This is a genomic window from Epibacterium sp. HA2-3 (assembly GCF_055693725.2).
The window spans coordinates 1,340,245-1,363,464 of sequence record NZ_CM172490.1 but is presented as its reverse complement, the minus strand read 5'-3'; the positions used below and the strand labels follow the sequence as shown (position 1 = coordinate 1,363,464).

General features: G+C 59.1%; 22 protein-coding genes and 1 tRNA gene. 15 read left to right on the top strand and 8 right to left on the bottom strand.

All coding sequences use genetic code 11. The annotated features are described in order from the left end of the window. Window positions 1-107: 107 nt before the first annotated feature. Both ACZ1HH_RS06305 and ACZ1HH_RS06300 read left to right on the top strand, forming a co-directional pair. Window positions 108-192 (top strand) — tRNA-Leu (locus ACZ1HH_RS06305). A gap of 250 nt (window positions 193-442) precedes the next feature. Continuing rightward, complete coding sequence (locus tag ACZ1HH_RS06300; RefSeq protein WP_416368401.1) at window positions 443-778, top strand: hypothetical protein; 336 nt, start codon at window positions 443-445, stop codon at window positions 776-778. Between the two features lie 81 nt (window positions 779-859). Here ACZ1HH_RS06300 and ACZ1HH_RS06295 read toward each other — a convergent pair whose 3' ends face one another. From ACZ1HH_RS06295 to ACZ1HH_RS06275, 5 genes are all read right to left on the bottom strand, one after another. Then, window positions 860-2,185 carry a branched-chain amino acid ABC transporter permease gene (locus ACZ1HH_RS06295; protein WP_472636164.1) on the bottom strand — a complete coding sequence of 442 codons (1,326 nt, stop codon included), beginning with the start codon at window positions 2,183-2,185 and terminating at the stop codon, window positions 860-862. Beyond that, window positions 2,182-3,192 (bottom strand): branched-chain amino acid ABC transporter permease, encoded by a 1,011-nt coding sequence (locus ACZ1HH_RS06290; RefSeq protein WP_011538614.1) that lies wholly within the window; start codon window positions 3,190-3,192, stop codon window positions 2,182-2,184. Before ACZ1HH_RS06290 ends, ACZ1HH_RS06295 begins: the two co-directional genes overlap by 4 nt. A gap of 3 nt (window positions 3,193-3,195) precedes the next feature. Beyond that, the gene (locus ACZ1HH_RS06285; RefSeq protein ID WP_472636163.1) at window positions 3,196-3,909 is read right to left on the bottom strand and encodes an ABC transporter ATP-binding protein; all 714 of its coding nucleotides are present in this window, start codon (window positions 3,907-3,909) and stop codon (window positions 3,196-3,198) included. Further along, window positions 3,906-4,697, bottom strand: a complete 792-nt coding sequence (locus ACZ1HH_RS06280) for an ABC transporter ATP-binding protein (protein WP_472636162.1) — start codon at window positions 4,695-4,697, stop codon at window positions 3,906-3,908. The genes ACZ1HH_RS06285 and ACZ1HH_RS06280 overlap by 4 nt, the downstream gene beginning before the upstream one ends. Before the next feature lie 106 nt (window positions 4,698-4,803). Beyond that, window positions 4,804-6,003, bottom strand: a complete 1,200-nt coding sequence (locus ACZ1HH_RS06275; RefSeq protein WP_011538611.1) for an ABC transporter substrate-binding protein — start codon at window positions 6,001-6,003, stop codon at window positions 4,804-4,806. Between the two features lie 139 nt (window positions 6,004-6,142). Here ACZ1HH_RS06275 and ACZ1HH_RS06270 point away from each other — a divergent pair, with 139 nt between their 5' ends. Further along, window positions 6,143-7,249 carry a PQQ-dependent sugar dehydrogenase gene (locus ACZ1HH_RS06270; RefSeq protein ID WP_487320431.1) on the top strand — a complete coding sequence of 369 codons (1,107 nt, stop codon included), beginning with the start codon at window positions 6,143-6,145 and terminating at the stop codon, window positions 7,247-7,249. A gap of 6 nt (window positions 7,250-7,255) precedes the next feature. Here the strand turns inward: ACZ1HH_RS06270 and ACZ1HH_RS06265 are convergent, their stop codons facing one another. Then, window positions 7,256-8,260 carry a GlxA family transcriptional regulator gene (locus tag ACZ1HH_RS06265; protein WP_011538609.1) on the bottom strand — a complete coding sequence of 335 codons (1,005 nt, stop codon included), beginning with the start codon at window positions 8,258-8,260 and terminating at the stop codon, window positions 7,256-7,258. A gap of 200 nt (window positions 8,261-8,460) precedes the next feature. Here ACZ1HH_RS06265 and ACZ1HH_RS06260 point away from each other — a divergent pair, with 200 nt between their 5' ends. After that, window positions 8,461-9,831: a class II 3-deoxy-7-phosphoheptulonate synthase gene (locus ACZ1HH_RS06260; protein ID WP_011538608.1), complete on the top strand. Its 1,371-nt coding sequence runs from the start codon at window positions 8,461-8,463 to the stop codon at window positions 9,829-9,831. A gap of 229 nt (window positions 9,832-10,060) precedes the next feature. Here ACZ1HH_RS06260 and ACZ1HH_RS06255 read toward each other — a convergent pair whose 3' ends face one another. Next, window positions 10,061-11,008 carry a PAS domain-containing protein gene (locus ACZ1HH_RS06255; RefSeq protein ID WP_472636161.1) on the bottom strand — a complete coding sequence of 316 codons (948 nt, stop codon included), beginning with the start codon at window positions 11,006-11,008 and terminating at the stop codon, window positions 10,061-10,063. 241 nt (window positions 11,009-11,249) lie between these two features. Between ACZ1HH_RS06255 and ACZ1HH_RS06250 the strand changes: the two genes are divergently transcribed. The 11 genes from ACZ1HH_RS06250 to phoB all read left to right on the top strand — a co-directional run bounded on the left by ACZ1HH_RS06250 (window position 11,250) and on the right by phoB (window position 22,138). Continuing rightward, complete coding sequence (locus ACZ1HH_RS06250) at window positions 11,250-12,146, top strand: YicC/YloC family endoribonuclease (RefSeq protein ID WP_472636160.1); 897 nt, start codon at window positions 11,250-11,252, stop codon at window positions 12,144-12,146. 15 nt (window positions 12,147-12,161) lie between these two features. After that, window positions 12,162-12,815 carry a guanylate kinase gene (gene gmk / locus ACZ1HH_RS06245; protein ID WP_472636159.1) on the top strand — a complete coding sequence of 218 codons (654 nt, stop codon included), beginning with the start codon at window positions 12,162-12,164 and terminating at the stop codon, window positions 12,813-12,815. Next, the gene (locus ACZ1HH_RS06240) at window positions 12,812-13,333 is read left to right on the top strand and encodes a gamma carbonic anhydrase family protein (protein WP_416368394.1); all 522 of its coding nucleotides are present in this window, start codon (window positions 12,812-12,814) and stop codon (window positions 13,331-13,333) included. Before gmk ends, ACZ1HH_RS06240 begins: the two co-directional genes overlap by 4 nt. Window positions 13,334-13,359: 26 nt before the next feature. Continuing rightward, entirely contained in the window at window positions 13,360-14,517 is a 1,158-nt protein-coding gene (locus tag ACZ1HH_RS06235) for a trans-sulfuration enzyme family protein (protein WP_416369382.1), read from the top strand. A 53-nt stretch (window positions 14,518-14,570) separates the two neighbouring features. Continuing rightward, a complete protein-coding gene (locus ACZ1HH_RS06230; protein WP_472637307.1) occupies window positions 14,571-15,611 on the top strand; it encodes a sensor histidine kinase in 1,041 nt (346 codons plus the stop codon). A 301-nt stretch (window positions 15,612-15,912) separates the two neighbouring features. Continuing rightward, window positions 15,913-16,953, top strand: a complete 1,041-nt coding sequence (locus tag ACZ1HH_RS06225) for a substrate-binding domain-containing protein (RefSeq protein ID WP_011538601.1) — start codon at window positions 15,913-15,915, stop codon at window positions 16,951-16,953. Window positions 16,954-17,062: 109 nt separating this feature from the next. Next, complete coding sequence (gene pstC / locus ACZ1HH_RS06220) at window positions 17,063-18,541, top strand: phosphate ABC transporter permease subunit PstC (protein WP_472636158.1); 1,479 nt, start codon at window positions 17,063-17,065, stop codon at window positions 18,539-18,541. Continuing rightward, window positions 18,541-19,908, top strand: coding sequence for a phosphate ABC transporter permease PstA (pstA, locus tag ACZ1HH_RS06215; protein WP_472636157.1), 1,368 nt, complete (start codon window positions 18,541-18,543; stop codon window positions 19,906-19,908). The genes pstC and pstA overlap by 1 nt, the downstream gene beginning before the upstream one ends. A gap of 12 nt (window positions 19,909-19,920) precedes the next feature. After that, window positions 19,921-20,718, top strand: coding sequence for a phosphate ABC transporter ATP-binding protein PstB (pstB, locus tag ACZ1HH_RS06210; protein ID WP_011538598.1), 798 nt, complete (start codon window positions 19,921-19,923; stop codon window positions 20,716-20,718). A 16-nt stretch (window positions 20,719-20,734) separates the two neighbouring features. Continuing rightward, a complete protein-coding gene (gene phoU / locus ACZ1HH_RS06205; RefSeq protein ID WP_416368391.1) occupies window positions 20,735-21,445 on the top strand; it encodes a phosphate signaling complex protein PhoU in 711 nt (236 codons plus the stop codon). Window positions 21,446-21,448: 3 nt separating this feature from the next. Next, entirely contained in the window at window positions 21,449-22,138 is a 690-nt protein-coding gene (gene phoB / locus ACZ1HH_RS06200; RefSeq protein ID WP_011538596.1) for a phosphate regulon transcriptional regulator PhoB, read from the top strand. Between the two features lie 79 nt (window positions 22,139-22,217). Here the strand turns inward: phoB and ACZ1HH_RS06195 are convergent, their stop codons facing one another. Beyond that, window positions 22,218-23,129, bottom strand: coding sequence for a LysR family transcriptional regulator (locus tag ACZ1HH_RS06195; RefSeq protein WP_487320430.1), 912 nt, complete (start codon window positions 23,127-23,129; stop codon window positions 22,218-22,220). Window positions 23,130-23,220: the final 91 nt, after the last annotated feature.

Here is a 23,220-nt window from a genome sequence, read left to right as displayed (position 1 = left end):
GTGACGCAACCACCCCAGATTGCAGAAGATTATCGAGGCAATTCACGTCGCGTTCTCCCCAAAAGCTCTTTACATTCTGAAGCGAGGCTGACAAATAGCCTCTCACTGCGGGTGTGGCGGAATTGGTAGACGCACCAGATTTAGGTTCTGGCGCCGCAAGGCGTGGGGGTTCAAGTCCCTTCACCCGCACCACTTCTCCATAAGTTTCAAACTGGACGCTGCGCTTTTCAGCGTGGCCAGTCTTTGCCTGATGATGACGCCATGTCACATGGGGCAGCTCAGACCAGATACTGCGTTGGGGCTTGCAATATAGGCCCGTCCCATTCACCATTTTGCTCCGAACCACTTCTTTTTGATCAATATCGATTCTATTTTTCATAGACCCCGATGGAATTGCGACATTCCTTTGGGGCGTTTTGCGACATGGTTTTTGGAGTAGCAGTTGAAGAACATCGATGGTCTTTACACAGTCGAATTTGTAACCCCCGCTCTGCGCGGATTTGGTGTCATCAGTTTTGCGGGCGGGCGCGCGCGCGGAGGTGACAGTATCATCGCATACGACGGGACCTATTCGCAGGCAGGATCTGATGTGGCGCTCGAACTCGAAGCGTTTCGACACGCGCATAAAAACGACATGGTGCCGGTCTTTGGCAAAGAGCATGTGAGCATCGCAGTGAACGCAAAACTGCTGAGCAACGACCGCATCGTCGGCACCGCCGCAAGCCGGGATGCGCCGGATATTCCCATGAAACTGGTATTTACAAAGCTTAGGGATTAAGGCTCTCGGGAAATTGAAAACGCCTGCCGAATATTTCGACAGGCGTTTTTGTTTGTCTTCAAGTTGGCAGGCTTGCCGAGGTTATTTCTCCGGGATCAGACCCCTTGGGCTAAACCGGAGCACCAGCAGCAAGACCAGCCCCATGGTGAACAGGCGCATATGCGAGGCACTCTCCAGAAGATGTGCGCGCAGGCTGCTGTCCTCGGACATGCCAGAGGTCACAAGCTCGATCAGCATCACGCCCATCGGTTCCACCTTGATCCACAGGAACCACACCAAGAGCCCGCCAAGCACCGCGCCGAAGTTGTTACCGGAGCCTCCGACGATCACCATCACCCAGATGAGGAAGGTAAACCGCAGCGGGTTGTAGGTGCCGGGTGTCAACTGGCTATCGAGCGTCGTCATCATCGCACCAGCCACGCCGCAAATGGCCGAACCAAGGATGAAGACCTGCAGATGGCGCCGGGTGACATGTTTGCCCATGGCGTTGGCGGCCACTTCATTGTCCCGAATGGCGCGCATCATCCGCCCCCAGGGGCTCTTGAGCGCCATTTGTGCCATCCAGAGGAAGACCAGCAGCACGACCGTGAACATGAGCGCATAGCCCAGTTTCACGTAGAGCGTGGAGGCTGTGGTGGCATCCATGCCCCAAGCCGCAGCCTGGTTCACGAACGCAGGGTCTGCTTGCAAATCAACCTCATAGGGCAGGGGACGCGGCAAGCCGACGACGTTTTTGACCCCTCGCGACAGCCAGTCCTCGTTCTTCAGCACCGCAATGATGATCTCGGCAATGCCAAGTGTTGCGATCGCCAGATAGTCCGACCGCAGCCCCAGCGCTGTCTTGCCGATCATCCACGCAACACCCGCCGCCAGCAGACCGCCCAGCGGCCAGGCCAGGAGTACGGGCAGGCCAAAGCCGCCAATGTTGCCCTCAAGCGCGGGGTTGATCGACTCGATGGCTTCAACACCGGGATCCAGCGCTGCGCGGTAAACCACAAATCCCACGATCAGGATTGCAAGCAGGGTCAGCGTGCGCGCCTTGCCCGCCGCCATCACCCGATAGCTGTAGATTGCGGCTGCGATGGTCGCCGCACCCAGCACCAGCGCCAGCAGGATCTGCCAACCACCAGCCTGCCAGGCACCGGGGGTGGGCGGCATGGAGGTCAAAACCACGGCCAGCCCGCCAAGCGCGGTAAAGCCCATGATGCCGACGTTGAACAACCCGGCAAACCCCCACTGCAGATTGACCCCAATCGCCATGATGGCCGAGATCAGCCCCATATTGAGGATGGTCAACGCAGAGTTCCACGATCCCGAGAAAACGCCAAACGCATTTGTGGTCCCCTCGAGCACCAGCAACAGGCCGACGAAGGCGAACAGAAGCGTATGTTTCAACGTATCGCTCATACCGCTTTTCCTTTGAAGATACCGGTGGGTTTGAACAGCAGCACAACAACGAGGATCGCAAAGGAAACCGCGAATTTGTAATCCGTGCTCAGAAGCTGTGCGAGCCCCTCTGGTTCCAGACTTTCAGGCAGCAGGTAACCGCCCACTTTTTTCCAAGCGTAGGTGATCATCACTTCGCTCATGGCGATGACAAACCCACCAGCGATTGCGCCCAGAGGGCTGCCGAGGCCGCCCACGATGGCCGCCGCAAAGATAGGCAGGAGCAGCTGGAAATAAGTGAAAGGTTTGAATGACTTATCAAGCCCGTATAGCGTGCCGGCAATGGTCGCCAGCGCTGCGACGATGATCCATGTGATCATGACCACGCGTTCGGGATTGATGCCAGACAACAGCGCCAGATCCTCGTTGTCGGAATAGGCGCGCATGGATTTGCCCGTTCGGGTCTTGTTGAGGAACCAGAACAACAGCGCCACCACAACAATGGCCGTGACCACGGTGATGCCCTGCGAGGTCTTGATTGCTAGACCCTCATCCAGACCGGTCATCTGCTTGAAGGTGCGGGCCTTGATGATGAACCGCTCGCCATCACCAAACCGCTGATCGCCGGGACCGATGATAAAGCGCACAAGCCCGTTCATCATGAACATCACGCCAAGCGAGACCATCACAAAGACCACGGGCTTTGCCTTTTGCTCGCGGTAGAACTTGAACACGGCCTTGTCGGTGATCAGCACCAACCCCATGGTCATCACGATCCCAATTGGCAACGCCAGAAGCGCGGTCGGCAGCGGGCCGGCGGAGATGCCCCAGGACTGGAACAGCCAAGTGAATAGGATCACGACCATGGTCCCAAAGGCCATGGTGTCCCCATGGGCAAAGTTCGAAAAGCGCAAGATCCCGTAGATCAGCGTTACCCCAAGCGCGCCAAGCGCCAGTTGGCTGCCATAGGCGATGCCGGGGATCAGAACAAAGTTTGAAAGCGCCACGAAGGCATTGAGGAAATCCATCTCTTAGCCTCCCAGGAAAGATTTGCGCACTTCGGGATCGGCCAGCAGTTCCTGACCGGTGCCCGTATAGGCGTTCGCGCCCTGCACCAGGACATAGCCTTTGTCCGCGATTTCAAGCGCTTGCTTGGCGTTTTGTTCCACCATCAGGATCGGCAGCCCGGTGCGGGAGACCTCGATGATGCGGTCAAACAGTTCGTCCATCACGATGGGCGACACGCCAGCGGTCGGCTCATCCAGCATCAGAACCTTGGGCTTGGTCATCAGCGCGCGGCCCACGGCCACCTGCTGACGCTGACCGCCCGACAATTCCCCGGCCGCCTGATGGCGCTTGTCCTTCAGGATCGGAAACAGGTGATAGACCTGCTCCATGGTGTCGGAATAATCATCAGTGCGGATAAAGGCGCCCATCTCGAGATTCTCTTCAACCGTCATCGAGGTGAAGATATTGCTCGTTTGCGGCACAAAACCCATGCCCTTGATCACGCGCTCTTGCGGACTGAGTCTGGTGATGTCTTCTCCGCCCAGACGTACCGCGCCTGAGCGCACGTTCAGCATGCCAAAGACGGCTTTCATGGCGGTGGATTTTCCCGCGCCATTGGGGCCCACGATCACGGCGATTTCGCCCGGGTTCACGGCGATGGTGCAATCATGCAGGATGTCCGGCCCCTTGCCATAGCCACCCGTCATGCTGTCGCCAATCAAAAAGGGTTCGCTCATGCGTCAGCCCCTTGCAGTTTATCTTTATTTTTCAGGCCCGTGCCGAGATAAGCTTCGATGACTTGCTCATTCGCCTTGATCTCGTCGAGGGTACCCTCGGCCAGTTTCTTGCCCTCGGCCATGACGATCACCGGATCACACAGGCGGCCGATGAACTCCATGTCGTGTTCGATCACCACGAAGGTATAGCCACGTTCCTCATTGAGGCGTTTGATGGCATCGGCAATCGTATAAAGGAGGGTACGGTTCACACCGGCGCCCACCTCGTCGAGGAAGACGATCTTGGCATCGACCATCATGGTACGGCCCAGCTCTAGGAGCTTCTTCTGGCCGCCAGAAATCTCGCCGGCCTTGAGATCGGCGATATGGCTGATGGTGAGGAACTCCAGGACCTCATCTGCCTTGGCGCGCAGGGCGCGTTCCTCATCGGCGATGCGCTTGCGGCCAAACCAGGTGTTCCACAGCGTCTCACCCGATTGGTTGCCCGGAACCATCATCAGGTTCTCGCGGCAGGTCATCGAGGAGAACTCATGCGCGATCTGGAAGGTGCGCAGCAGACCTTTGTGGAACAATTCATGTGGCGGCAGGCCGGTAATATCCTCTCCATCCATCAGGACGCGGCCTGACGTCGGAGGAAGAACCCCTGCCACAACGTTGAAAAGCGTGGTCTTTCCGGCACCGTTTGGTCCGATCAAACCCGTAATCGAGCCCTTGGCGATTTCGAGCGAGGCGCCGTCAACCGCGTGGAACCCGCCGAAGTGCTTATGCAAATCCTCGACGACGATCATGTCATGTTTACCCCTGCCGATCTCTTTGTCGGCCCTTTTATTTGGAACAGCCCGGGGCGCAATGGCTCCCGGGCTGATCAGATGCGATGTGCAACAGTGGTCCGCCTTAGCGGAATTTCACGGTCACGTTCTTGCCGTCCTGAACTTCGATCTCACGGAAAGAGCCTGCGCTCTCGCCGGGGCCGATCAGGTTGACGCCGGTTGCGCCCTCATAGTCGATCTCACCGCCATTGGCGAGAATTTCGAGCGCTTTGCCGAGCTCACCGGGGTTGATTTTCTCACCCGGAGCATTGGCGACTTCGGTGATCTTGGCGACGTAATCCTTGGGATCAACAGAGCCCGATGCCTGCATCGCGAGCAGGAAAAGCGCTGCCGCATCATAGGATTCCGGCGAATAGGCAGAAGTACCGTCAAAGCCAAGCTCGGAGGCTTTGGCAGCGAACATCTCGGCACCTTCACTGTCAGAGCCGGCGATCTGCCCGAAGGAGCCATTGAGGTCCGGGCCCACGTTGTTGGGCAGCGAATCGCCGATCATCCCGTCCGGCAGACCAAAGGTGTCGAACGCACCGGTGTCGAGCGCGCCCTGGATGATGCCCAGACCACCCTGGTCGAGATAGCCCGCAACCACAAGAATATCGCCACCGGCTGATGCCAGCGCTGCAACCTCGGCAGAGTAGTCACCCTTGCCGTCTTCATGCGCGGTCACGATGGTGACTTCACCGCCTGCGGCCTCGAATGCGGATTTGATCGAATCCGACAGACCCTTGCCGTAATCGTTGTTGGTATAGGTGATGGCGATGCTGTCGACGCCACGATCTGCAAGGATCGACGCCATGATCTCGCCCTGACGTGCGTCAGACGGGGTGGTCCGGAAGAACAGGCCGTTGTCTTCCATCGAGGTCAGACCCGGCGAGCTCGCGGAGGGAGAAATCATCACCATGCCGTTCGGGATCGCGACGTTCTGCAGGATCGCGCCGGTCACGCCGGAACAGTCACCACCCACGATGCCGTTGGCGCCATCTGCGATCAGCTTTTCTGCGTTCGCAGTCGCAAGACCATTGTCGATACAGCCGGTGTCCGCGCGCATCGGGGTCACTTTTGCACCGCCAAAGAGTTTGCCGGACTCGGTGACTTCGGACATCGCGAGTTCAGCACCAGAGGCCATGGTCGGCGCCAGGGATTCGATCGGTCCGGTGAAGCCAAACAGGACACCCAGCTTTACTTCGTCGGGGTGGCCGTGGCCGTCTGCAAACGCGGTGCCAGCGCTCAATGCGATGGCTGCCGTCGCGGTCAGCAGTTTTTTCATTTGAATTCTCCCTAATTGGAACAATGTTGTTCGACACGAACCCTATGCAAGCCCCGCAAGAAAGGGAAGAGCGATCGGACAGGCTTTTTGTTACGTCACAATGTCTGCGCTAACATCCCACTGTCAAAGGAGAAAGCCGATGCTACGCCCGCTCGCCGTGATCGCCAGTTTGATGTTTAGTGCCGCGATGGCCGTGCCCTCGCTGGCGCAGCAAATGGACTCAAGCCAAGGCACGCTCCGCGTTGAAAAAATGGCCGATGGGTTTGATGTTCCTTGGAGTTTTACGTTTTTGCCCGGAGGCGCACTGCTGGTCACGGAGCGCTCCGGACAACTTTGGTATCTGAACGGCGCGCGACGCCAACAGGTCGATGGTGTCCCTGAGGTCGCTGCGGACGGGCAGGGTGGCCTTCTGGACGTTGTTGCCGCGCGGGATTTCGTTCAGAGCCGCACCGTATATCTCACGTTTGCCCGTCCACAGGGGCGCGGCGCGGGGACCGCTGTGGCACGGGCTGAACTCTCTGAAGACGGCAGCCGATTCGACTCGCTTGAGGTGATTTTTGAAGCCACGCCAGGCGCGCGGGGCGGGCGGCACTTTGGCTCGCGGCTGGTCGAAGCCCCCGACGGCAGTCTTTATGTCAGCCTCGGAGAACGTGGTGACCGTCCCAGCGCACAGGATCTGTCACGCGAGCAGGGTTCGATTATTCGCATCCTTCCGGATGGCAGCATTCCCTCGGACAATCCTTTTGTAAATTCAGAGGACGCGCGTCCGGCGATCTGGTCCTACGGCCACCGCAACCCGCAGGGCATGGCGCTTGATGCGGCCGGCGACATCTGGGCCGTTGAACATGGCGCGCGCGGCGGCGATGAGATCAACCGGATCACACGGGGCGCCAACTATGGCTGGCCGGTCATTTCCTACGGGCGCCACTATTCAGGGCTGAAGATCGGCGAGGGCACCGAAAAGCCGGGGCTGCAACAGCCGGAGTGGTACTGGGATCCCTCCATCGCGCCCTCGGGTATGATGATCTACTCGGGCAAGCTCTGGCCCAACTGGCGCGGAGACATCTTTGTGGGATCCCTGAAATTTGATCACATCTCAAGGCTCTCGGGGGCACCCCTGCAGGAGGTCGAGCAGATGAAATCGCCCGAAACCGCAAGGGTGCGCGATATCCGAGAAGCCCCCGATGGCAGCATCTGGTTTGCCTCGGAATACGAGGGCGCCCTCTTTCGGATCACCCCGAACTGAGCAAACTCAGGTGATGTGGCGTACGCCCTTGCTGCCACGCTCTCGATAGGGCGTGGTGTCGTAATGGGCGCGGTAGCATTTGGAGAAATGCGACGGCGATGCAAAGCCACAGGCCAGCGCCACATTGATGACGCTCATATCTGTCTGCATCAGGAGGTTGCGGGCCTTTTGCAGGCGCAGCTCCATGTAGTACCGCTTGGGGCTGCGATTAAGGTAACGGCGGAACAAACGCTCAAGCTGACGCGTCGACATGCCCACGTCTTCTGCGAGGATCGACGGGCTGATCGGCTCTTCGATGTTCTTCTCCATCATCTGGATCACCATCGAGAGTTTGGGATGGCGCACGCCGATGCGGGTCGGAATCGACAGGCGCTGGGTGTCCTGATCAGTGCGGATCGACGAATAGATCAGCTGATCCGCCACCATATTGGCAAGCTCCTCGCCATGGTCGTCGGCAATGATCTTGAGCATGAGGTCGATCGACGAGGTGCCCCCCGCGGTCGACAGACGATTGCCATCGATCACAAAGACCGATTTGGTCAGATCCACATCTTCGAACTCTTCGGCAAAACTGTCGGAATTTTCCCAGTGAATGGTCGCGCGCTTGCCATCCAGCAACCCGGCCTTGGCCAGGGTATAAGAGGCCGTACACAAGCCCGCGATGGTCAGACCCTTGCGCGCCTCGCGACGCAGCCAAGAGAGCACCCGCTTGGTGGTGGCTTTTTGCACCTCAATCCCACCGCAGAGCATAATGGTGTCATCACGTTGTAACTCTGTGAGGTCAGAATCCACCTGAAACACGGTCCCGGCAGAGCAGGTAACAGTCTCGCCACCTTCGCCAACAAGGGTCCAGGAATAGAGGTCGCGACCTGCCATGCGATTGGCGATCCGCAGCGATTCCATCGCGGCGGAGAAGCACAGGAGGGTGAATTGATCCAACAGGACAAACGTAAACCGACGATGTTTACCGCCCGACGTGAGCTCGGGAATCGCCTCTGGCTTGGTTTGCATGGCTCTGGTCCTTACAAATCTGGTCTTTTAGACGGAGCTGGGAAAGCCACGCGACACGATGGCCGCGAATTCAAAGACCCTGCTCATAGGATAGCGTCATGGTCAAGATGTGGAAATTCTAAACTGGCCTCTGTTAGCGCTCTTATGTATACGCTTCTTTCGTAAATCACGGTTCCAAAGTTATTTTCGGAGTGAAAGCCATGAGCGACTGGCAAAAAACGAACTGGCGCAGCAAGCCGCGCGTACAGATGCCTGACTATACCGATCAGGCCGCGCTGCAGGCTGTTGAGGCGCAGCTGGCCAAGTATCCGCCCCTGGTTTTTGCCGGTGAATCCCGTCGCCTGAAGGCGCAACTGGGTGCTGCCGGGCGCGGCGAGGCCTTCTTGCTGCAAGGCGGCGACTGCGCCGAGAGCTTTGAGCAGTTCAGCGCAGACGGCATCCGCGACACCTTCAAGGTGATGTTGCAGATGGCCATGGTGCTGACCTATGGCGCCAAGGTGCCGGTGGTCAAAGTGGGCCGCATGGCCGGTCAATTTGCCAAACCCCGCTCGGCGCCGACCGAGACCGTTGATGGGGTCGAACTGCCGAGCTATCGCGGTGACATCATCAACGAGCTGGCCTTTACACCCGAAGCGCGTATTCCCGATCCGCGCAAAATGCTGCAGGCCTATACCCAGGCGGCGGCGACGTTGAACCTGATCCGCGCCTTCTCGACCGGCGGCTATGCGGATGTGCATCAGGTCCACGCCTGGACCTTGGGGTTCACCGAAGGCGACAAGGCCGAAGCCTATCGGGATATGGCCAACCGGATCACCGATACGCTCGACTTCATGAAAGCCGCCGGTGTGACCGCCGACAATGCTCATACGCTGCAGACGGTGGAATTCTACACCAGCCATGAAGGTCTGTTGCTGGAGTATGAAGAGGCGCTGACACGTCTCGACTCGACTTCCGGCAAATGGCTTGCGGGTTCGGGTCACATGATCTGGATCGGGGACCGCACACGCCAGCCCGATGGCGCGCATGTGGAATTTTGCAGCGGGGTCTTGAACCCGATCGGTCTCAAATGTGGTCCGACCACCACAGCTGACGACCTCAAGGTCCTGATGCAAAAGCTCAATCCTGAAAACGAAGAAGGCAAACTGACGCTGATCGCGCGCTTTGGCGCCGGCAAAGTTGCAGACCATCTGCCGCGCCTCATTCAGGCCGTGAAGGACGAAGGGGCCAATGTCACCTGGGTCTGTGATCCGATGCATGGCAACACCATCAAATCCGCCAGCGGCTATAAGACCCGTCCGTTTGACTCAGTACTGCGCGAAGTGCGTGATTTCTTTGGTGTGCATCAGGCCGAAGGAACGATCCCCGGTGGCGTTCACTTTGAGATGACGGGCCAGGATGTCACCGAATGCACCGGCGGCGTGCGCGAAGTGACCGACGAGGACCTGAGCGATCGCTACCACACCGCCTGTGATCCCCGTCTCAACGCGGATCAATCGCTGGAACTGGCGTTTCTTGTGGCAGAAGAGTTGTCGCGCCTGCGCACACCGGACGACACGCGCGCCGCGATCTGAGTGATCCGTCCGCAGCATTTCAAAAGGCCCGCAGCTTTGCGGGCCTTTTTTTATCCGGGCTTTTGCGAAGTGCCGGGCAGCGCGTGATAGTCTGGGCGCGGTATCGTCCTTGTACGCAAAAAGAACGCCCGAAACGCGTTCTGCGTTCGGGCGTCAATGCTTCAAGGTCTATGTCCAGTAGCTTGAAACTTATAAGAATTCTTGGCGTTTTCGATTCGAATTTTAATAATCAGTCCCGCGAAACCACAAGACGCAGGTGCGGCGTGCCTTTCTTCAGCTTGCCACCGCGCGGCGGGCGCGAAACAAGTTTTTCGACATCGGTGGTTGAGACGGTCTCCAGCGTCACAGGACCCTCGGGGCGCGCATCGGCCCTGGCAGGCGTGCGGGCAGATTTCAAAGCGTCGCGGTTTTCGCGGCGGGCCCGATCCAGAAGCGAGCGGGCCTCATCCATCAGGCTCGGGGATTTGCGTTCAAATCCCGTGCGCGGCTCGCTGAAACCACCGGTACTCACCGGTTTGTTCGTGAGATCGCGTTGCGTTTGGCCCTGCATCTGGGGTTCGGACACACGGGGTGCGGCCTTGAACTCGGGCGCAGTTTTGGACTCGCTGGCCTTGGTGATCTTGCGAATATCGCAGCTGTCGACGAGGAAGCGTTGCGACACGCGGCTTGCTGCCCCCTCGGAGACCATGACGCCCAGCGCCCGGCTCACATCGCCGAGATCACTGCGCAGCGGCAGCAGGATCATCTTTGCGGTGCGGCTGCCGCGCAGACGGGTGGCCTGGGTGTGCAGTTCAAATTCCAGAATGGAGGGGTCGTCGAACATGTGCTCGAGCGCGGCGCTCACGGTCTTGCGGGACTCGGCGGTGAAAAACGCAGTCAGAGGCATACCGCGCACTTCCATCCCCGCGAGCTCGTTGACCTTTTGCCCGGCAAGGCGGAATCGCGCGATGCCCGGTGCAACACGTTCCAGAATGAAGGTCTGGCTCAGGATGTTTTCAAGGCCGCGCGGGTCGACCTGCGAGCGGCTGGGAATGTCATCCCCTCGACGCAGTGCGGTCCAATAGGCCTCGGCCTGACGCAGAGGCGACACGTTCGAACGTGTGCGAAAGCGATCCATAGCTACCACTTTATCCAACCCTGTCTTTTTATCTGTGTCGTCTTGACCGCGAAACATCATTCTCTTGTCCTCTGCATCCGGTTCCAGCATCGAAACTTGGCAGGAGGCCCATGCTCAAGTGTTAACGCCATAGTGGTTACCTTGAAGTTAACATGACACAATCTGACTAAAGTTTGGACCAATAGTTTAATCAATGGTTAACACTTTGGTATAGGTCCGCTCTGCCTATGTGTAAGGCACTATCCGCCGGACCATTGACCCCGGACCCTGCCACTGTATTCAGGATGCAGGAGGATCACAGATGGTTTTGCATTCGATGACAGGCTTTGCCTCAGGGCAGGGCGGTGAGGGTGCCTTGGCTTGGATCTGGGACATCAGATCGGTGAACGCCAAGGGGCTGGATGTGCGTGTGCGCGTGCCTGACTGGCTCGAAGGTCTTGAAAATGAAATTAAAAAACGCGCAACCAAAAGCCTAGGCCGTGGCAATGTCACGATCGGATTGCGGCTGAGCCGTGCCGACGATGGCAAAGGCGAGCTACAGATCAATGCTGCTGCGATGACGGCTGCACTGGCGGCGATCCAGCAGACACAGGCTGCCGCCACCGAAGCGGGCCTAGACCTCGCACCGGTACGAGCGACGGATATCCTTCAGATACGTGGCGTGCTCGAACAGGTCAGTCAAGAAGCCAAAACCGAAGACCTCGTGACCCAGCTGCTATCCGAATTCGACTCACTTTTGGCCGACTTCATTAACATGCGTTCTAATGAAGGGGCGGCTCTGGAGGTGGTTTTGAGCGCACAACTTGAACGGATCGAATCCCTGAGCCAGGAGGCCGCCCAGCGCGCCGCAGCTCGCGACCCCCTCATAAAGGAGGCGCTTCGCGCAAATCTTGCCCGTGTGCTGGACCAAAGCGACGGCGCAGATCCCGACCGCGTTGCGCAGGAGCTCGCCATGATCGCGGTCAAAGCAGATGTTACCGAAGAACTCGACCGCCTGAAGGCGCATGTTGCCGCCGCACGCAAACTGCTCGGGCAGGGGGGATTGGTGGGACGCAAACTCGACTTCCTGATGCAGGAGTTCAACCGGGAGGCCAACACGCTCTGTTCAAAGGCGCAGAACGCGGCCTTGACCGAAGTGGGTTTGGAACTCAAAACCGTGATCGACCAGATGCGCGAGCAGGTTCAGAACATAGAATAAGGAGAACTCCCTAACATGGCACATTCAAAAGCGCAGCGACGGGGTCTTCTCATCATCCTGTCCTCCCCCTCCGGTGCAGGCAAATCCACCCTCGCCAAGCGGCTGCGGGCCTGGGACAACGACATCAGCTTTTCGGTCTCGGCCACGACGCGCAAGCCCCGCCCGGGCGAGGTCGATGGGCAGGACTATCATTTTGTCACGGTCGAGTCGTTCAAACAGGACGTGGCCAATGGCGATATGCTCGAACACGCCCATGTGTTCGGGAATTTCTACGGCTCTCCCAAGGGGCCGGTTCAGACAGCCATCAACGAAGGCCGCGATGTGCTCTTTGACATCGACTGGCAGGGCGCGCAGCAGATCACCAATTCGGATCTCGGCAAACACACGCTGTCGATCTTTTTGTTGCCGCCCTCCATTACCGAGCTACGCCGCCGCCTCGAAAGCCGCGGTCAGGACGACGCGGAAACCATCAGCCGTCGCATGCAAAAGAGCTGGGACGAGATCTCGCACTGGGGGTCCTATGATCATGTGCTGATCAATGAGGATCTCGATGAGACCGAAGAAGCCTTGAAGACGATCATCACCGCCACCCGCTTGCGCCGCATTCAACAGCCGTCGCTCATCGAACACGCACGCACCCTGCAGCAGGAATTTGAGGACTTGTCATGACCCTCTACGCCCTCGGAGAAGACCGCCCCCAGATCCATGCCGACACATGGGTCGCGCCTGACGCAAATCTCATTGGCAAAGTGGTGCTGGAAGAGGGGGCCTCGGTCTGGTTTGGCGTCACCATCCGCGCCGATCACGAGGAAATCCGCGTTGGCCGTGGCTCCAATGTGCAGGAAAACGTGGTGATGCATATTGATGCGGGCTACCCGCTCACCATTGGCGCGAACTGCACCATCGGCCATAAGGTCATGCTGCATGGCTGCACCATCGGCGACAACTCCCTGATCGGGATGGGGGCTACCATCCTGAATGGCGCCAAGATCGGTAAAAACTGCCTGATCGGGGCGGGCGCCCTGATCACCGAGAATAAGGAGATCCCTGATAATTCTCTGGTGATGGGCGCCCCCGGCAAAGTGGTGCGCGAGGTGGACGATGCGCTTGTCGCCAAGCTCACCGCAAGCGCCATTCACTACCAGGACAACATGCGCCGTTTCAAAGAAGACCTGAAGGAAATTTGACCGTGAAGAATTCTCGCCCCTCCGTAATGCGTCCCCATGGCCTGCCGGACAGCGCCAGCCACCCGGTTGTCACTCCGCTGAGCCCCTCGGTCGTTTACGCGTCTGAAACCCCGGATGCGCTGGATGATCAATATGAGGGCCGCGTCCATGGCTATACCTACTCGCGCGAGGGACACCCAAACGCGGATGTGATCGCGCGGCGGCTCGACGACATGGAAGGGGCGTCGGGCGGCGTTGTTTGTGGCTCCGGGATGGCGGCGGTCTCAGCGGTGCTGCTGGGGCTGTTGCAAACCGGTGATCATGTCATCGGCGGCGATCAGCTCTACGGGCGCTCGCTGCGCCTGATGAAAGAAGACCTGCCACGGCTGGGGATCGCAACAACCCTCGCCAACCCCGGTGACGTTGCGGCGATCCGCGCGGCAATCCGCCCCGAGACCAAGCTCATTCTGGTCGAGGCCGTTTCCAATCCGACACTGGCGGTGGCCGACATCGATGGCCTTGCAGCGCTCTGCCGCGAGCACGGTATTTTGCTGGCTGTCGACAATACCTTCACCACGCCGCGCGCGTTCAAACCCTTTGAGCATGGTGCGGACATCGTGATCCATTCAGTGACAAAGCTGCTCGCGGGTCACTCTGATGTGATGCTTGGGTATGTGGTCGCCAAAGATCCGGCGCTCAATGACCGGATGCGCGTGTTCTCCGTGACCACCGGCATGACGCCAAGCCCCTTTGACTGCTGGTTGGCGGAGCGGGGGCTGTTGTCCTTTGATCTGCGCTTTGACCGCGCCGAGGCGACGGCTGCACGGCTTGCGGATCACATCGCAACCCTGCCGGGCATCAAACGCGTGATCTACCCCACGCGCAAGGATCATCCCGATCATGCGCGCGCAGAGGCGCTCCTGAAGGGGCGGGGCTGCAATATGGTGAGCTTTGAGCTTGATGGCGGGCGCGCGGCGGCCAATGCCTTTACCCGCGCAGCAGAAGGCCTGTCCTTTGCGCCAACCTTGGGCGATGTGGGCACGACGCTCTCGCATCCTGCATCCTCATCGCATCGGGCGCTCACGGCTGAAAACCGGGCAGAACTCGGCCTGCACGAGGGTTTCTTTCGCGTGTCCGTGGGGCTGGAGGATCCAGAGGCCCTCTGCGCGATCTTCGAGAACGCCATCACCTCTGCCATGTCCTAGTTACAATTGAACCCTAAGAAGGCCGCCACGACGCAATGACGAGGCATAAAATCATGTCGCAAGAGCTGATCGACGGGCTTCTGGCCGCGTTTCCGATGCCGGCTGTTTTGATCGATCAGACAGAGCGGTTGATTGCGGCCAATGTGGAGGGGGCGACCCTGCTTGGCCCGCAAGTCATCGGGCGTCATTTTGCAACGATCCTGCGTCAGCCCAATGTGACCACTGCGATCGAGGCCTGTCTTCTGGACCGCAAACCGCGCACCGCGCGCCATCTTTCCAATGATGGCGCGCAGGACACCACCTTTGAAGTGACCCTGCGATATGTGCCGGGAGTAGGGGCCGTGAATGGCGGCGCGGTGCTCTTGTGTTTTGACGACATCACCGACCGCGAGCAGGCCAGCCAGATGCGGCGTGATTTTGTCGCCAATGTCAGCCACGAGCTGCGCACGCCACTGACCGCATTGATGGGGTTCATCGAGACCCTGCGGGGTGCTGCGCGCAATGATGCGACGGCACGGGATCGTTTCCTGGAAATCATGGAAGGCGAGGCGAGCCGGATGAATCGCCTTGTGGGGGATCTGCTGTCGCTCAACCGTGTCGAGAGCGAGGAACGCGTACGCCCGAAGGAACGTATCGACCTCTTGGCGCATCTTCAGTCCACGATCAAATCGCTGGCGCCCCTCGCCGAGAGCGGCGGCACCCAGCTTACGCTTGATGCGCCCGCAGGCGCAGTGGAGATCCCTGCGGATCCGGATCAGCTCCAGCAGGTTTTCACCAACCTCATAGAGAATGCGCTGAAATATGGTGGGGACAATGTGACCGTCTCCCTGATGGCGCTGGAGCGGGATCCCGCGCTCAGATGTCCGGCGGTGCGGGTGCAGGTGATCGATGATGGCCCTGGCATTGATCCGGTTCACCTGCCGCGCCTGACCGAACGATTCTATCGCGCCGACAATCACCGCTCCCGCGAGTTGGGGGGCACGGGCCTTGGACTCGCGATTGTAAAACACATCATCAACCGCCACCGCGGACGCCTGCGCGTCGAGAGCGACCTTGGCAAAGGCGCGACCTTCACCGTGATCTTGCCCCAATAGGTCCCGCGTCCTTCTCTTCGTTGAGACGGCTTTCACGTGCAATCCTGCGCGCGAACCATTGGTACTGGCGCGTTTTGTGACACAGGATTCATACTTTCTGCCACGCCATCCCCGGCAAACCGGCCGTTGCACCAAGTTCACAGGTCTCTTTTCCAAGTGTTTCGGATTTTTTTCACCTCAGGCCCGCTCTTGTCATACAGCTGTTACATAGCTGTCACAAAAGCCACACCTGAGCCTTCTAGGAGGGGCGCAAGATCATCTTGGGGGTGATCGTAAACTTCTTAAACTCATGGAGACTTCAATGTCCTTTGTGAAACTGACCGCATCCACTCTCGCCATCGCAGCCGTATCGGCCACCGCAGCTTCTGCACGTGAGCAGGTGCAGGTCGCAGGTTCTTCCACCGTTCTGCCCTATGCCTCGATCGTTGCCGAAGCCTTTGGCGAAAACTTCGACTTCCCGACACCGGTTGTCGAATCCGGTGGATCCTCCGCCGGCCTCAAGCGTTTCTGCGAAGGCGTTGGCGAAAACACCATCGACATTGCAAACGCCTCCCGCGCGATCAAAGAAAAAGAGATCAAGGCCTGTGCCGAAGCCGGCGTGACCGACATCATCGAAGTCCGCATCGGTTATGATGGCATCGTGTTTGCCTCCGACATCGACGGCAACGGTTTTGAATTCACCCCGACCGATTGGTTCCTCGCGCTCTCCGACAAAGTTGTTGTTGACGGCGCGCTGGTCGACAACCCGAACAAGACCTGGGCCGATGTAAACGCCGCTTTCCCGGCACAGCCTATCCAGGCCTTCATCCCCGGCACCAAGCACGGCACCCGCGAAGTCTTTGAAGACAAAGTTATCCTCGCTGGCTGTGAAGAAACCGGCGCGTTCGATCTGCTGAAAGAAGCCAACGGCGGCGACAAGAAAGCAGCCGAGAAAGCCTGTATCGCTCTGCGCACCGACGGCGTGTCCGTGGACATCGACGGTGACTACACCGAGACCCTCGCACGTATCGACTCCAACAAGGACGGTATCGGCGTGTTCGGTCTGGCCTTCTACGAGAACAACACCGACAAGCTGCAGGTTGCAACCATGTCCGGCGTTGTTCCCTCCACCGAATCCATCGCAACCGGCGAATATCCGGTGTCCCGCCCGCTGTACTTCTACGTGAAGAAAGCGCACATCGGCGTGATCCCCGGCCTCAAGGAATTCGCTGAGTTCTTCGTTGCAGATGAAGTTGCTGGCCCCGACGGCCCGCTGGCCGAATACGGCCTCGTAGCAGACCCCGAGCTTGCAAAGACTCAGGAAGCTGTTGCAGCAGAAGCAACCATGGGCGGCAACTCCTAATAGCCCCGCGCATGTAAAGTTCAGGCCGGGGCGGATATGACGTCCCGGCCTTTCGTTTCAAAAGTATCGCTGTTTTCCTCCCTTCTTGCACCGCCAAACGGAGCTCTTGATGCCTACCCTATGGCTTATCCTCGGCTTGATCGCCCTCTCGGTCGCCGGGTTCTTCCTCGGCCGCAATCGGGCCTTGGTTTCCGCGGATGGAAACCCCAAGGATCTACACTCGCTGCCCTCTTATTATGGGCATAACGTGGCACTGTCGGCTTTGGTGCCGGCGCTTGTCCTTCTTGCCGTCTGGCTCTTGGCGCAGCCCATGATCATCGACAAACGGGTTTCCGGCATGATCCCCGACGCGGCGATCTCCGAAGGCTCGACCCTGAGCCTTGTCATGAGCGACGTGCGCCGCGTGGCCGAGGGGCTCGACATTGCCGTGGCCCAGGGGGCCATGACGCAGGCACAGTCAGATGACCTCAGCAGCGGCACCACCGACGTACGCGCCGTTCTGGGCGATGTTGGCGTCGCCTTGGGATCGGACGTGCGTCCCGAGGTGCTGAGCGCCGCGCAAACCTATCGCGCGCTTTCCAGCACCGGCCATTTGTCCATGTGGGTGAGCGTTATTCTGGTGGCTCTGGGCGGCTTTGGCTGGTCCTACGGGCGCACGCACAAGGATTTTCGCGCCCGCAACGTGGTCGAGCAGGGCATCATGGCACTGCTGATCCTTGCGGCATCGCTCGCGATCCTCACCACCATCGGTATTGTCCTTTCGATGCTGTTTGAGACACGCAACTTCTTTGCGCTGCATTCCTGGACCGATTTCTTCTTTGGCGACACCTGGGCTCCGAACTTTCGCGGTGATTCCGATCTGTCGATCCTGCCGCTTCTGTGGGGCACACTCTATATCTCCTTTATTGCGCTCATGGTTGCAGTGCCGATCGGTTTGTTTGCCGCGATCTACCTCAGCGAATATGCCAGCAAGACCACCCGTTCCTTTGCCAAGCCTCTGCTTGAGATCCTCGCCGGGATCCCGACCATCGTTTATGGCCTCTTTGCGCTTTTGACCGTGGGACCGGCGCTTGTGCGTTTCTTCGGGCAGGGCGAAAATGGCGTCCTGGGGGTGGAGTGGATGAGCGGCGCGACTTCGGTTCTGACCGCAGGCGTCGTGATGGGGATCATGCTCATTCCTTTTGTCTCCTCGCTCTCTGATGACATCATCAACGCGGTGCCACAGGCAATGCGCGATGGCTCGCTTGGTCTTGGCGCCACAAAGTCCGAGACCGTGCGCCAGGTGGTCATGCCCGCAGCCTTGCCCGGCATCGTCGGCGCGATCCTGCTGGCAGCCTCCCGCGCGATCGGCGAGACCATGATCGTGGTGATGGGCGCAGGCGCGATTGCGAAGTTCTCGCTCAACCCGCTTGATTCCATGACAACAATCACCACCCGGATCGTGAGCCAGCTGACTGGCGATACCGATTTCGCCAGCCCGGAAACCCTGGTCGCTTTTGCCCTTGGCCTGACACTCTTCGTGCTGACCCTCGGGCTCAATGTCCTCGCACTCTACATCGTGCGCAGATACCGGGAGCAGTATGACTGATGACCGATCTTAGCCAAAATCCCTCCTCCGGAGACGCACCCATGTCGCGCAAACCTGGCACCTCACTGCTGGAACTGTCGGATCGCACCAAACGCCGCAACGCCGCCGAGACCCGGTTCAAGGCCTATGGCATTGCCGCCATCGCGGTCGGCCTGTTGATGCTTGTTGTTCTGGTGACAACCATCGTCAGCAAGGGCACAGGCGCGTTTCAGCAGACATTCATCACGCTCCCGGTCGAGCTCTTGGAAAACAAGCTCGACAAGAACGGCAACCGCGATATTGAAGACATCAAGAAGGTCACGACCTTTGGATATGCGCCGATCATTCGCAACGCCGTCGAGGCGAAAGTGACCGAGCTTGGCGTTGAAACCTCGCTCAAGGCCAAGGACATGGCGGGGCTTCTGTCCAAGAACGCCGCCGCAACCCTGCGCGAATTCGTGATCGCCAATCCGGATCAGATCGGCACCACTGTGGAGTTCCGCTTCCTCGCACAGAGCCGTGTCGACGGGTATCTGAAAGGGCGCGTGAGCCGGGACAGCATCGAGAATGACAAGAATATCTCGGCTGAACAGCTCGATCTCGTTGACGCGCTGGTGGCGGCCAATGTGATCGAAAAAACCTTCAACCTCGACTTCATCCTTGGCGCGGATGCATCGGACGCACGCCCCGAAGCTGCAGGCATGGGGGTCTCCATGTTGGGGTCGCTCTTCATGATGTTCGTGGTGCTGGCGCTTGCACTGCCGATCGGGGTTGCGGCTTCGATCTATCTTGAGGAGTTTGCACCGCAGAACTGGATTACCGACATCATCGAGGTGAACATCTCCAACCTCGCGGCGGTACCCTCGATTGTCTTTGGTATTCTGGGGCTTGCGGTCTTTATCAACTACATGCACCTGCCGACCTCGGCGCCGCTTGTGGGCGGTCTGGTGCTCACGCTGATGACACTGCCGACCATCATCATCTCGACCCGCGCGTCGCTTAAGGCCGTACCGCCTTCGATCCGCGATGCCGCATTGGGCGTGGGCGCCTCCAAGATGCAGGCCGTGTTTCACCATGTTCTGCCGCTCGCCGCACCGGGGATCCTCACCGGGACCATCATCGGTCTGGCACAAGCACTGGGTGAAACCGCGCCGCTTCTGCTGATCGGCATGGTGGGCTTTATCGCCTCCAACGCCCCCGACAGCATTGCCTCCGGTCTCTTGTCGCCGAACTCCGCCATGCCCGCACAGATCTATGAGTGGGCCAAACGCGCCGATCCAGCGTTTTACGAACGCGCCTGGGGCGGTATCATCATCCTGCTGGTCTTCTTGATCACCATGAACACATTGGCCGTTATCTTGCGCCGCCGATTTGAACGCCGCTGGTAAAGGGGCCCTACAATGAACGATATGACAGCAATGGACAGCACCGTGGAAACACAACGCACCAAGATCGCAGCCAAGGGCGTCAACGTCTATTACGGCGACAGCCACGCCATCAAGGACGTGAACGTCGAGATCGAGGACAAGACCGTGACCGCCTTCATCGGTCCGTCGGGCTGCGGAAAATCGACCTTTCTGCGCTGCCTCAACCGGATGAACGACACGATCGACATCTGCCGCGTCACCGGGGACATCCTGCTTGAGGGCGAGGATATCTACGACAAACGCGTCGACCCGGTCCAGCTGCGCGCGCAGGTTGGCATGGTGTTTCAGAAACCCAACCCGTTCCCCAAGTCGATCTATGACAATGTCGCATATGGTCCCCGCATTCATGGCCTGGCCAAGAACAAAGCGGAACTCGATGAAATTGTTGAGAAATCCCTGCGTCGCGGAGCGATCTGGGACGAGGTCAAAGACCGGCTTCACGCGCCGGGCACCGGGCTCTCCGGTGGCCAGCAGCAGCGCCTCTGTATTGCCCGTGCGGTCGCCACAGAGCCCGAGGTTCTGCTGATGGACGAACCGTGCTCAGCACTGGACCCGATCGCAACTGCACAGGTAGAAGAACTGATCGACGAGCTGCGCGAAAACTATTCGGTTGTGATCGTGACACACTCCATGCAGCAGGCTGCACGCGTGAGCCAAAAGACCGCGTTTTTCCACCTCGGAAACCTCGTGGAGTTCGGCCCAACCGGTCAGATCTTTACCAATCCCGAAGATCCGCGCACCGAAAGCTACATCACTGGCCGCATCGGCTAAGTTGGAGACATATCAAATGGTTGAACAACATATTGCATCTGCATTCGACCGCGACCTGGAGGCCATTCAGGCCCGGATCATGAAGATGGGCGGGCTTGTCGAGGCCGCCATCATGGAAGGCGCGCGCGCGCTTGAAACACGCGACGAAGAGCTGGCCGCAAAAGTGGTGCAGGACGACAAAGCTATCGACGGACTCGAAGAGCTGATCAATGAGGATGCCGCCCGCGTGATCGCCATCCGCGCACCGGCCGCCGTTGATCTGCGCGTCGTGCTCAGCGTCATTAAGATCTCGGGGCACCTGGAGCGGGTTGGCGACTATGCCAAGAACATGGCGAAACGCACCAGCGTTCTGGCCCAGAGCCCGGCAGTTGCGGACAGTGCAGCAGCCTTGCGGCGCATGGCGCGTGAGGTGGAGTTGATGCTCCGGGACGCGCTCGACAGCTATATTCAGCGAGATGATGAGCTGGCGCGCGACGTGATCCAGCGCGACCGCGACGTGGACCAAATGTACAACGCTCTGTTTCGGGAATTCCTCACGCATATGATGGAAGACCCGCGCAACATTTCATCCTGTATGCACCTGCACTTTATTGCAAAAAACATCGAACGCATGGGCGATCATGTCACCGCGATCGCAGAGCAGGTGGTCTATCTCGTGACCGGCAACAAGCCCGAGGAAGAACGCGCAAAAGCCGACAATACGTCGGTGACGATGCAGGAGATCTAAGCCATGGCAGTCGATCAGCCCACTGTTCTGGTCGTCGAGGACGAACTGGCGCAGCGCGAAGTGCTTGCTTACAATCTGGAGGCGGACGGCTTTCGGGTGATCAAGGCGGAGAACGGCGAAGAGGCGCTGCTGCTCGTCGAAGAGGACATGCCTGACATCATCGTACTCGACTGGATGATGCCCAATCTGACCGGAATCGAGATCTGCCGCCGCCTGAAGACGCGCACGGACACCCGGAGCATTCCGATCATCATGCTCTCCGCGCGCTCGGAAGAGGTCGACAAGGTGCGCGGTCTGGAGACCGGCGCGGACGACTATGTGGTGAAACCTTACTCCGTGATCGAGCTGATGGCCCGGGTGCGCACGCAACTGCGCCGCGTCCGGCCAGCCACCGTTGGCATGCGGCTCGAGTTTGACGACATTATCCTTGACGCGGAAACGCACAAGGTGAGCCGCTCGGAACACCCGCTCAAGCTTGGCCCGACCGAGTTTCGCCTGCTCTCGACCTTTATGGAGAAGCCGGGCCGTGTCTGGAGCCGTGAACAGCTGCTGGATCGCGTCTGGGGGCGGGATATCTATGTCGATACCCGCACCGTCGATGTTCACATCGGCCGTCTGCGCAAGGCGCTGACCCAGCACGGCGGCGATGACCCCGTCCGCACGGTACGCGGTGCGGGCTATGCGCTCGGGTAGCCGACCACATTAGATTTGTACTGTAACGATTTATTGCGGCTCCGGTTTTCCGGAGCCGTTTTTCCATCAAACAGTGGGCTTAGCGCGGCAAGGGATCTTCGGGCTGTGCCTGTCCGGCTAGCCAGTCACGAAATTTCTGAAGGCCGCTGTGGCGAGACTTGCTGGTCGGCCAGACCAGATAGTATGCGCCGCCAATGTCTTCGGGCACGGGATGCAATGACACCAGCCGCCCTGTCGCGAGGTCCTGTTCCACGAGATAATCCGGCATCAAGGCTACCCCCAAACCATGCAGCGCAGCCTGGTTGATGGTCGAGAACTGGTCATACATGCTACCACCGAGCGTGCCCGAAGTCGGAACTAGCTGCCGTTGAAACCAATCCGCCCAAGCGGTCGGCCGGGTTTGAATATGCAAAAGCGGTAGGGCGAGGATATCGCCCGGTGCATCAACCTTGGCGCGTTTGACAAGCTCCGGCGCACAGACCGGCAAAAGCTGCTCGTGCTTGAGCAGCAGAGAATCCGTCCCCGGCCAGTCTGCATGTCCAAAATGAAGCGCGGCATCAAAGCTTTGCGTTGCAAAGTTAAAAGGCGACAACCGGGTGGACATATTGATTGTCACATCCGGATGTCGCCGTGAGAACGCCGGCAAACGAGGCATCAGCCAGCGCATGCCAAAGGCGGGCAAAATGGCGAGGTTCAGGCTTCCGGCCAATGGAACAGATTGCACCTGCAGGGTTGCCTGCGCAATCCGGTCGAGCGCATGGCGTACCTCCTGGGCATAGTCCGTCGCATCTGGCGTCAAAGAGAGCGCCTTTCCATCGCGCAGGACAAGCTCAATGCCAAGCTGCCGCTCCAGCGCCTGCAACTGGCGACTCACAGCCCCTTGCGTCAAGGAGAGCTCTACCGCAGCCGCAGAAGCGCTCCCGAGGCGGTCAACCGCCTCCAGCGCGCGGAGGGACGCAATCGAAGGAAGAAATCTGCGAGGTACCGACATGTATGATTTTTTGTCATACATTCTTTCCAAAGTCTCGCTGTTTTTTGCGGCCAGCCGCGCTTAAGCTCTCGTCAACACTTTGATTGGAGGC

Excerpts from the sequence above, each read along its gene's own strand:
- ACZ1HH_RS06295 (WP_472636164.1), bottom strand. The coding sequence starts at position 2,185 with ATGAGCGATACGTTGAAACATACGCTTCTGTTCGCCTTCGTCGGCCTG.
- ACZ1HH_RS06290 (WP_011538614.1), bottom strand. The coding sequence starts at position 3,192 with ATGGATTTCCTCAATGCCTTCGTGGCGCTTTCAAACTTTGTTCTGATC.
- ACZ1HH_RS06285 (WP_472636163.1), bottom strand. The coding sequence starts at position 3,909 with ATGAGCGAACCCTTTTTGATTGGCGACAGCATGACGGGTGGCTATGGC.
- ACZ1HH_RS06280 (WP_472636162.1), bottom strand. The coding sequence starts at position 4,697 with ATGATCGTCGTCGAGGATTTGCATAAGCACTTCGGCGGGTTCCACGCG.
- ACZ1HH_RS06275 (WP_011538611.1), bottom strand. The coding sequence starts at position 6,003 with ATGAAAAAACTGCTGACCGCGACGGCAGCCATCGCATTGAGCGCTGGC.
- ACZ1HH_RS06270 (WP_487320431.1), top strand. The coding sequence starts at position 6,143 with ATGCTACGCCCGCTCGCCGTGATCGCCAGTTTGATGTTTAGTGCCGCG.
- ACZ1HH_RS06265 (WP_011538609.1), bottom strand. The coding sequence starts at position 8,260 with ATGCAAACCAAGCCAGAGGCGATTCCCGAGCTCACGTCGGGCGGTAAA.
- ACZ1HH_RS06260 (WP_011538608.1), top strand. The coding sequence starts at position 8,461 with ATGAGCGACTGGCAAAAAACGAACTGGCGCAGCAAGCCGCGCGTACAG.
- ACZ1HH_RS06255 (WP_472636161.1), bottom strand. The coding sequence starts at position 11,008 with ATGATGTTTCGCGGTCAAGACGACACAGATAAAAAGACAGGGTTGGAT.
- ACZ1HH_RS06250 (WP_472636160.1), top strand. The coding sequence starts at position 11,250 with ATGGTTTTGCATTCGATGACAGGCTTTGCCTCAGGGCAGGGCGGTGAG.
- gmk (WP_472636159.1), top strand. The coding sequence starts at position 12,162 with ATGGCACATTCAAAAGCGCAGCGACGGGGTCTTCTCATCATCCTGTCC.
- ACZ1HH_RS06240 (WP_416368394.1), top strand. The coding sequence starts at position 12,812 with ATGACCCTCTACGCCCTCGGAGAAGACCGCCCCCAGATCCATGCCGAC.
- ACZ1HH_RS06235 (WP_416369382.1), top strand. The coding sequence starts at position 13,360 with ATGCGTCCCCATGGCCTGCCGGACAGCGCCAGCCACCCGGTTGTCACT.
- ACZ1HH_RS06230 (WP_472637307.1), top strand. The coding sequence starts at position 14,571 with ATGTCGCAAGAGCTGATCGACGGGCTTCTGGCCGCGTTTCCGATGCCG.
- ACZ1HH_RS06225 (WP_011538601.1), top strand. The coding sequence starts at position 15,913 with ATGTCCTTTGTGAAACTGACCGCATCCACTCTCGCCATCGCAGCCGTA.
- pstC (WP_472636158.1), top strand. The coding sequence starts at position 17,063 with ATGCCTACCCTATGGCTTATCCTCGGCTTGATCGCCCTCTCGGTCGCC.
- pstA (WP_472636157.1), top strand. The coding sequence starts at position 18,541 with ATGACCGATCTTAGCCAAAATCCCTCCTCCGGAGACGCACCCATGTCG.
- pstB (WP_011538598.1), top strand. The coding sequence starts at position 19,921 with ATGAACGATATGACAGCAATGGACAGCACCGTGGAAACACAACGCACC.
- phoU (WP_416368391.1), top strand. The coding sequence starts at position 20,735 with ATGGTTGAACAACATATTGCATCTGCATTCGACCGCGACCTGGAGGCC.
- phoB (WP_011538596.1), top strand. The coding sequence starts at position 21,449 with ATGGCAGTCGATCAGCCCACTGTTCTGGTCGTCGAGGACGAACTGGCG.
- ACZ1HH_RS06195 (WP_487320430.1), bottom strand. The coding sequence starts at position 23,129 with ATGTCGGTACCTCGCAGATTTCTTCCTTCGATTGCGTCCCTCCGCGCG.